8 protein-coding genes are annotated in these 9210 nt (G+C 23.6%); 6 read left to right on the plus strand and 2 right to left on the minus strand.

All coding sequences use genetic code 11. From position 1 onward, the window contains the following. Positions 1–15: 15 nt before the first annotated feature. Complete coding sequence (mscL, locus tag BT993_RS06380) at positions 16–414, minus strand: large-conductance mechanosensitive channel protein MscL (RefSeq protein WP_072593745.1); 399 nt, start codon at positions 412–414, stop codon at positions 16–18. A gap of 200 nt (positions 415–614) precedes the next feature. Between mscL and lepA the strand changes: the two genes are divergently transcribed. Genes lepA through BT993_RS06395 form a run of 3 tightly spaced genes read left to right on the plus strand, consistent with a single transcriptional unit; the run spans position 615 to position 3676 of the window. After that, a complete protein-coding gene (gene lepA, locus BT993_RS06385) occupies positions 615–2414 on the plus strand; it encodes a translation elongation factor 4 (RefSeq protein ID WP_072593746.1) in 1800 nt (599 codons plus the stop codon). A gap of 10 nt (positions 2415–2424) precedes the next feature. Beyond that, positions 2425–3042, plus strand: coding sequence for a 3'-5' exonuclease (locus BT993_RS06390; RefSeq protein ID WP_208600519.1), 618 nt, complete (start codon positions 2425–2427; stop codon positions 3040–3042). 1 nt (position 3043) lies between these two features. Continuing rightward, complete coding sequence (locus BT993_RS06395; protein ID WP_072593748.1) at positions 3044–3676, plus strand: trimeric intracellular cation channel family protein; 633 nt, start codon at positions 3044–3046, stop codon at positions 3674–3676. 47 nt (positions 3677–3723) lie between these two features. Here the strand turns inward: BT993_RS06395 and BT993_RS06400 are convergent, their stop codons facing one another. Beyond that, positions 3724–4245 (minus strand): C40 family peptidase, encoded by a 522-nt coding sequence (locus BT993_RS06400; RefSeq protein WP_072593749.1) that lies wholly within the window; start codon positions 4243–4245, stop codon positions 3724–3726. Positions 4246–4388: 143 nt separating this feature from the next. Between BT993_RS06400 and BT993_RS06405 the strand changes: the two genes are divergently transcribed. Genes BT993_RS06405 through BT993_RS06415 form a run of 3 tightly spaced genes read left to right on the plus strand, consistent with a single transcriptional unit; the run spans position 4389 to position 9186 of the window. Then, complete coding sequence (locus tag BT993_RS06405) at positions 4389–5441, plus strand: thymidine kinase (protein ID WP_072593750.1); 1053 nt, start codon at positions 4389–4391, stop codon at positions 5439–5441. 13 nt (positions 5442–5454) lie between these two features. Continuing rightward, positions 5455–5976: a hypothetical protein gene (locus BT993_RS06410; protein WP_072593751.1), complete on the plus strand. Its 522-nt coding sequence runs from the start codon at positions 5455–5457 to the stop codon at positions 5974–5976. A gap of 3 nt (positions 5977–5979) precedes the next feature. Continuing rightward, positions 5980–9186, plus strand: coding sequence for an ABC transporter permease (locus BT993_RS06415; protein ID WP_072593752.1), 3207 nt, complete (start codon positions 5980–5982; stop codon positions 9184–9186). Positions 9187–9210 lie beyond the last annotated feature (24 nt).

A 9210-nucleotide genomic window follows, 5' to 3' on the forward strand; every position in this document is an offset into this window, starting at 1 on the left:
TTTTTTTCACACTCTCTATTTTTTTAATAAATCTCTTATTTCAACTAATAATTCTTGATCTTTAGTTAATACAGGTTCAGCTGGAACAGTTTCTTCAACTGGTTTTTCTCTTTTAAGTTTCATTAATCCTTTTAAAACTATGAAAATTACTAAAGCAATAATTAAAAAGTCAACAATATTTTGTATAAACATTCCATAATTAATTGATAAAGCAGGTGTTTCACCCTCTGCTGGTTTTAATATAATTTGTAATGTTTTAAAGTTAATATTTCCTAATATAAGTCCAATAAATGGCATTATTATATCATTTACCAATGAAGCAACTATTTTACCAAAAGCTCCTCCTATAATAACCCCAACAGCTAAATCTACAATATTTCCTTTAGCTATAAAATCTTTAAACTCTTTTAACATAACTTCCTCCTAGTTTTATTTATATTACAAATACATTATACAGTAAAAATAAATACATTTCAATATGTATAAAAAGAATATTTTATATATGTGTTATTTATCAAATATATGTAACAAAATATTTAAAAGGTTTAACATCTTTATTTTTATATATATTTATGATAAAATATATAAATAAATACTATTATGGAGAGGTTAAAATGTCGGATATAAAATTAAAAAGAAATTTCTCTATTATTGCACATATAGATCATGGTAAATCTACTATTGCAGATAGATTGCTAGAAATTACAGGAACTGTAAGTCAAAGAGAAATGAAAGAACAATTATTAGATAGTATGGATCTTGAAAGAGAAAAAGGAATTACAATTAAAGCACAAGCAGTTACTTTAAATTATAAGGCAAAAGATGGAAAAGAGTATGAATTAAACTTGATAGATACTCCTGGACACGTTGACTTTATATATGAAGTATCAAGATCTCTTGCAGCATGTGATGGTGCTTTACTTGTTGTAGATGCAGCTCAGGGTATAGAAGCACAAACGCTTGCTAATGTATATTTAGCATTAGAAAATGATTTAGAGATACTACCAGTTATAAATAAAATAGATTTACCATCAGCTGATCCAGATAAGGTAATGTTAGAAATTGAAGATGTTATAGGTTTACCAACTGATAATTCAGTATTGGTTTCAGGTAAAACTGGGTTTGGAATAAATGATTTATTAGAGGGAATTGTTAAATGTATTCCTGAACCTCAAGGAAATGTTAATAAGCCTTTAAAAGCATTGATTTTTGATTCACATTATGATGATTTTAGAGGTGTAATTACATATATTAGAGTCTTAGATGGAACTATTAAAAAAGGTGAAAAAATAAAGATAATGTCAACATCTAAGGAATTTGAAGTATTAGAAGTTGGTGTATTTTCACCTAAAATGAAAGAAAAAGAATCATTAGATGCTGGTTCGGTAGGATATATAATTACAGGTATTAAATCTATCAAAGATACACAAATTGGGGATACTATAACGACTGTTAAAAATCCTACAGAGTTTGCTTTAGATGGATATAGACCTGCACAAAGTATGGTTTTTGCTGGAGTTTATCCTATTTCTACAGATGATTACGAAGATTTAAGAGAAGCATTGGAAAAATTACAATTAAATGACGCATCATTAACATATCAGCCTGAAACTTCATTAGCATTAGGATTTGGTTTCCGTTGTGGTTTTCTTGGATTATTGCATATGGAAATTATAGTTGAGAGATTAAGAAGAGAATTTGGAATTGATTTAATTTCAACAGCACCATCTGTTGAATACCATGTTACTGTAGAGGGTACAAACAATATGTTGATTATTGATAACCCTGCTGAATTTCCTGAGGGAAGAAAACATATAGAAGAACCATATATTAAAGGAACTATTATAGTGCCTAAAGATTATGTTGGAAATGTTATGGAACTATGTCAAGAAAAACGTGGAACATTTGTAAATATGAGTTTTTTAGATGAAAATAGATCTATGATAATATATGATTTACCTTTAGCTGAAATAGTTATAGATTTTTATGATAAATTAAAATCCAGAACTAAAGGTTATGCCTCTTTTGAATATGAAATGATAGGGTTTAGAGAATCTAATCTAGTTAAAATTGATATTTTAGTAAGTGGACAAGCAGTAGATGCTTTTTCATTTATAGCTCATAGCGATAATGCTTATTATAGAGGAAGATCTATAGTTGAAAAATTAAAAGAAGTAATACCAAGACAACAATTTGAAATTCCATTACAAGCTGCATTAGGAACTAAAGTAATAGCAAGAGAAACGGTAAAGGCTTTAAGAAAAAATGTATTGGCTAAATGTTATGGTGGAGATATTACTCGTAAGAAAAAATTATTAGAAAAACAAAAAGAGGGTAAAAAACGTATGAAAGCTATAGGAAATGTTGAAATACCGCAAGAAGCATTCCTATCAGTTCTTAAATTAAATGATTAAGGGTGAAAAAATGATAAAAAAAATTATATTTTTTGATGTTGAAACTAATGGTGTAAATCCAACTGATTCTGTTTTATCAATTTCAGCAATGAAAGTTACATATGATACAGTTACAAATAAAATGGTCAAACTTGATGAGTTTGATAGATTTTATTTTAGAAATGAGGGAGAAGAACCGAATTTAGATGCCATAAATGTTAATGGGTTATTTGATAATGAAATAGAAAGAAGAAGAAATTTATCTTTAATTAAATATGCTAGAACATTTAATGAAGATATAGTTAATTTTTTTGAGTTTTGTGATAATGCTGAACATTTTGTTGCTCACAATATTAGATTTGATAGACAATTTATTCCTTTTAAACTTAAATATCAATTTGATACAATGTTAGAAAATATAGATATTGTTAAAGTACCAAGTAATAATCATTATTCATCTTTTAAATGGCCAAAATTAATGGAATGTGCTAATTATTACAATATACCACTTGATGAAAATGAGTTACACAATAGTATGTATGATGTTGTTATTATGGGTAGAGTCATGTTTAAAATGCTTAAAGATAGAGAGGGAGTAAAGAGAGTAAGGAGATTTTTAGTTGATAATATTTCAACTAATTTAAAGTAATATGGATTTTAAAACTTTTATTTATTTAGCTAATTTACTAGGGATAATTTCTTTTGCCTTATCAGGAATTTTTAAAGGTATAAAACATGATCATGATTTATTTGGAGTAACATTACTTGCAATAATTACGTCAGTAGGTGGTGGAGTTATGAGAGATGTGTTGTTAAATAAAGTACCAACTGCATTAATAAATCCACAAGATATATATGTAGCAATAATAGTTGCTTTACTTACATATATACCCTATTTATTATTTAAACCTAAATTTGATGAGAATTTAGTTAAAAAGGCAAGAAAATTAGTATTAATATCTGATGCAGTAGGGTTATCATTATTTGTTTCTATAGGTGCTAATATTGCATTACAAAATGATTTAAATACTATGGGTGTTATAATCATGGCAACAATAACAGCAGTTGGTGGAGGAATATTAAGAGATATTTTAGCAAATGAGACACCTTTTATTTTAAAAGAAGATATATATGCAATACTTTGTGTAATTGCTGGGTTTTTATATAAAATTATGATAATAGATTTACAATTAAATGAAATAAAAACGACTATAATAATATTTTTTACTGTATTGATTATAAGGTTAGTTGTGATTAAAAAGAATTTGAATTTACCTAAATAAAAGTGGACAATAGTCCACTTTTATAATATAAATAATAATTAGGTTAATTAGAATGGCGAAATAGCCCATTTAAATTTTTTCTTATAAAATCCATTTGCAATAGTTGAAATCGTAACCTTTTTTTGTGCAGAAGAGGCGTGAATAAACTCATTATTACCTATGTATATTCCAACATGATTAATAGTTTTCCCTCTACTTGATGTATTAAAAAATAGTAAATCTCCTATTTTAAGGTCTTCAATATTTATTTTTGGAGAATAATTAGCCATATCTTTTGAAACACGAGGTAAGTTAATGGAACTATTTTTTGAAAATACATAATTTACAAATCCAGAACAATCAAACTTATTAGGTCCAACAGCTCCCCAAGAATATGGTCTATCTAAATTAGTTTTTGCAAATTCAATAATCTTATCTCTTAGAACAATTTCATCTTCAAGTGATATTTCCATATTTTTTTCAGATATAACAATCAGTTCATCTAAAATTGTATTTAATCTTTCATCTACTTCATTTTGAGCAAATGAAATAAATGAAAATAAAGATAAAAATATAAAAAATTTTTTCATATTTACCTCCTCAAAAAAATTATATATCATTATAATAAATATGTCAAATAAATATAATAAAAATAATTTACATTACTTATTCATATTTTTATGATATAATAATAAAAAAAGAAAGGAGTTTGATTAATAATCAAAAAATATATATGTTTTTAAAAAATAGTGATAATGTAGGAAGACTAGAAGTAATTTGTGGTAGCATGTTTTCTGGTAAAAGTGAAGAATTAATTAGAAGATTAAGAAGAGAGTCATTTACAAAACAAAATGTTTTAATTTTTAAGCATGCAATAGATAAGAGATATGGTGAAAATGGTATTTTTTCTCATAGTCAAGATAGTATAGGGGCTTTTCCTGTTTCAAATGTGTTAGAAATGGAAAGCATTATTTCTAAACATCCAGATGTTGAAGTAATTGGAATAGATGAAGTACAATTTTTTGGAAAAGAAGTAATAGAATTTTGTAATAAATATGTTAATATTGGGAAAAGAGTTATTGTTGCTGGACTTGATTTAGATTTTAAAGCAGAACCATTTTATCCTATGCCTGAATTATTAACTTATGCTGACTCTATTACTAAATTAAAAGCAATATGTATGGTTTGTGGCAAAGAAGCATATGCAAGTCAAAGATTAATAAATGGAGAACCAGCATTTAAAGATGATCCAATAGTAATGGTTGGAGCAAGTGAAAATTATGAAGCAAGATGTAGAAGACATCACATTGTAAGAGATAGAAAAGATACTAGGGCAAAAATATATTTCTTGTTTGGTACGGATATAAATGCTGGAAAAGAAGAAGTTGAAAAATTTATATCAAGTAAAAATCCTAATGCAAAAACTAAAACAATTAGTATATTTAAAAATGAAGAAAGTGTAATTGATTTAAGAAATAGTATTGAAAAATCATCATATGAATGTGATATTTTATTTATCAGAATAATTAAAAGTCCTTTAATGCCAATAGAGGGAGATTATAGTATTATTGATTTGATGTCAGAATATAGAAAAATATCATCAGTAATTTTAATTTCAAGAAATAGACGTGGAATGATAAATGAAGTATTAATATCTCATGAAACAATTAGGAAAGCTGACTTAAATTTAGAAGATATATACTTTACTCCGTCTGAAAATCCAGAAAATGAAAAAAATATATATAATATAGAAAAAATAATAAAAGCAAAAGCAGTGATAATTTAAGGAGGAAACGATTATGAAAAAAATTATAACATTATTATTTGTACTTACTTCATTAAATAGTTTTTCATATACAAGACTTTCGTCAGATGAATATTTAAGTGGGATATTTACAAGTAAAGCAACTAAAGAAATAATGAAAGGATCTTTTGAATATGATAGTGATTTAGCAGTAGTTTCAGATAGACTAGCAACTTTAGATGCTGTTAAAAATGACGCATTATTAGGATTAAAAGGTTCAATTTATGATTATTCACTTACTAAGTTAAAAGTATTATTTGATGAAACTAAATTATCAGGAAAAAACTTTGATTACGCTACTATGAAAATTATGGCTGAAGAAATATCAAAAAAAATAATAGATGAAAAAAAATATGAATTCGCTAAAACTGTTGAATTAAAAAATAGTGATAAATATTTGATATTAGCTAAAATATCAAAAAAAGATGTAGATAAAATTACTACTGAGCATTTTAGAAAAAGATTATTTAATGTTGTTCAAAGATTAAATGATTATTATCATGAATTAGGAAAATAGCATATGAAAACGAATAATAAAGATATTATTCGTGAATTTTTTAAATCTAAAACAAGATTTTTAGCAATATTTATTATAAATTTATTAGGTATTTCAACATTCATAGGTTTAAATGTATTAAGTAAAGATATGTATAAAACAATAGATGATTTATACACAATAAGTAATGTTGCTGATGTTACAGTTAGTTCAAATATTGCATTAAATCAAGATGATTTAAAGATTTTAAATAATTTAGAATATATATCAGATATTGAATATGGATACAATGAAGAAATATATATAAATAATAGTAAAGAAATATTGAATTTAAAAAGCTTACCTGAAAGAATATCTAAACTTAAATTAGTTGAAGGGAATTTGCCAAGTTCAATTAATGAAATAATAATTGAATATCAATTAAAAGATAAATATAGCTTTAATAAAAAAATAAATGAAAAATTTAAAATTGTTGGATATTATGAAAATGTTGAAAATAGATTAATTAATTCAAAAATTCAGACGTTTAAAGGATATAATGTTTCAAGTATTAATGGGTATACTTTAGCAAAATATTTTGAAAATAAAGAATATACTTTTGCAAATATTAAACTTAAAACAAATTTTAAAACATATAAAGCAGAGTATAGTAGCTATATTTTTGAAAAAAAACTGGATATTAGAAATAAGATAAATAAAAATTCTAAGATGAAGTTAGATGAATTTTTATCACAAAAATATGAAGAGATTAATAAAGGTAAAATGCAAATTGAAAATTCTAAAAATGATATAATAGAAAATGAAAATAAGATTATTGATGCAAAAAATAAAATATTGTCTGCAGAGAAAAAGCTTATTTCAAATATTAATGAATTTCATGGAGCATATGATAAATTCAATAATAATGAATTAAAAATTAATAAACAAAAAGCAGAATTAATAGAAAAGCAATATAATTTAAAAGAAAATTTGTTAAAAATAGAAGATGGATTAAAAGAATTAGATACAAATAAAGAAAAAATAAATAATGGTTTAAATGAAATAGAAAAAGGATTTCATATCATAAGTGAAAATCAGAAAAAAATAGAAGATTCAAAAAAAGAAATTTTTAAAAATAAAGAATATATTGAGTCTTTAAATTCTAGTATTTTTGTATCAAAAAAAAGAATAGAAGATGGTAAAAATAAAATAGAAAAGGCAATAAAAGATATAGAAATTGGTGAAAATAAATTAAAATATGAACTCAAAAATTTAGAAGATAAAAAATATGAATTAATTACCAATTTAACTTTTATTGAAAATAAGAAAAATGAATTAGAGGATAATAAGAAAAAAATTTATGAGGGACTAGAACAAATTAGACTTGGAATAGAAAAACTTGAAGATGGTAATCAAAAATTAATAGAAGAAAAAAATAAATTTGATAGAGAATATGAAGAAAATCTTAATAAAATAAATGATGGAAAAAAAGAAATTCAAAATAATAAAAATAAAGTAGAAATTGCTGAAAAAAGATTTGAAAAAGAAAAAGATAAAGCTAATCAAAAAATAGAAAAAGCTTTAAATGATATAGATATAAATAAACGTAAACTAGATTCATTGAATTCTATATATTTTATTAACACAAGAATTGATAATCCAAATTATTCATCATTTATTGAAAGTGTAGAAAGTTTAAACATCATATCAAAATTATTTCCTGTAATTTTTTATTTAATAGTAATACTTGTTTCTACAACTACTATGACAAGAATGGTTGATGAACAAAGAAATTCTATTGGTACATATATGTTTTTAGGTTATTCTAAAAATCAAATATCAAAAAAATACTATATTTATGCTTTGTTACCAACTATTTTAGGTATTTTATTAGGTATTTATTTTGGAATATATTCTATCCCTAAATTTATTTATACAGCATTTAGAGCAGGCTCTATTTCTATGTATAATAATCTAGTGATTTTATTTGATTTAAATATAGTTTTAATAAGTATTATTGCTTCTATTTTATCTACAATTTTATCAGTATATCTATCTTTAAGAAATGATTTCAATATTGAAATTTCAGATTTACTTAAACCAAAAATGCCAAAACAAGGAAGTAGTATTTTACTTGAAAAAATAAAAATACTTTGGAATAATTTATCATTTTCTAATAAAATAAGTTTAAGAAATATTTTTAGGTATAAAGGTAAAATGATTATGAATATTTTAGGAATTACAGGATGTACTGCCCTTATATTCCTTGGATTTGCAATTAAAAACTCTTTTTCAGATATCTCTGAGTTACAATATAATAAAATAAGAAATTTTCATGCTGAAATTAATTTGAAAAGTCATTTAAATAAAAATGAAATCAGTAAAATAATTAATTTAGTTGAAAAAGATTTTACATCACTTTCTTTAGAGAGTATAAATGCTAAGTTTTCAATTAAAAATCGTGAAAATGATATTAAAATATATATCATAGATGATATTAAAATAGATGAATTTTTCCATTTATCAAATAAAATTGATGATAATGGAGCCATCATTTCAAAAAGAGCCTTAACACTCATGAATAAAAATGTAGGAGATGAAATCTTAGTTAGCGATTTTATAGGAAATGAATATAATTTAAAGATTTCAAATACTACAGATAATTACCAAGGTAATTACATTTTTATTACAAAAAAATTTTATGAAAGAAATTTACAAAAAGAATATAAGATAAATACTTTAATAATAAAGGAATTTGATAAATCATTAGATTATTTATTAGATTTTGATGAAATTCAATCAATATCTTTAAATCGTGAATATAAGGACATTTTTGATAAAATTAGTGATAGTCTTAATTTTATTGTTATATTCATTACTTTATTATCAGCCCTTTTATCTATTGTTGTTACTTATAGTTTACTAGAAATAAATGTAAATGAAAGACAAAGAGAACTAGCAACTATAAAAGTAATAGGATTTTTTTCAAAAGAAGTTTCACTATATATCTATAAGGAAATATTTATTCTTACGATTGTAGGAATTATTTTAGGGTTATTTAGTGGGAAAATCTTGCATAAAATAGTATTAATATCAATGGAAAAAACAAATACAGTTTTTGTTGAAAATATAGGGTATAGTCCATATATATTCTCAATAATATTAACTTTAATTTTCTCTTTTATTTCTTTTTTATTAATACATAGAAAGATTAAAAATATTAATATGATAGAAGCACTTAAAATGGAATAATCTTTATGCCTAAATTCCAAAAGT

The sequence above is a fragment of the Streptobacillus ratti genome (genome assembly GCF_001891165.1).
Taxonomy (GTDB): Bacteria; Fusobacteriota; Fusobacteriia; order Fusobacteriales; family Leptotrichiaceae; genus Streptobacillus; species Streptobacillus ratti.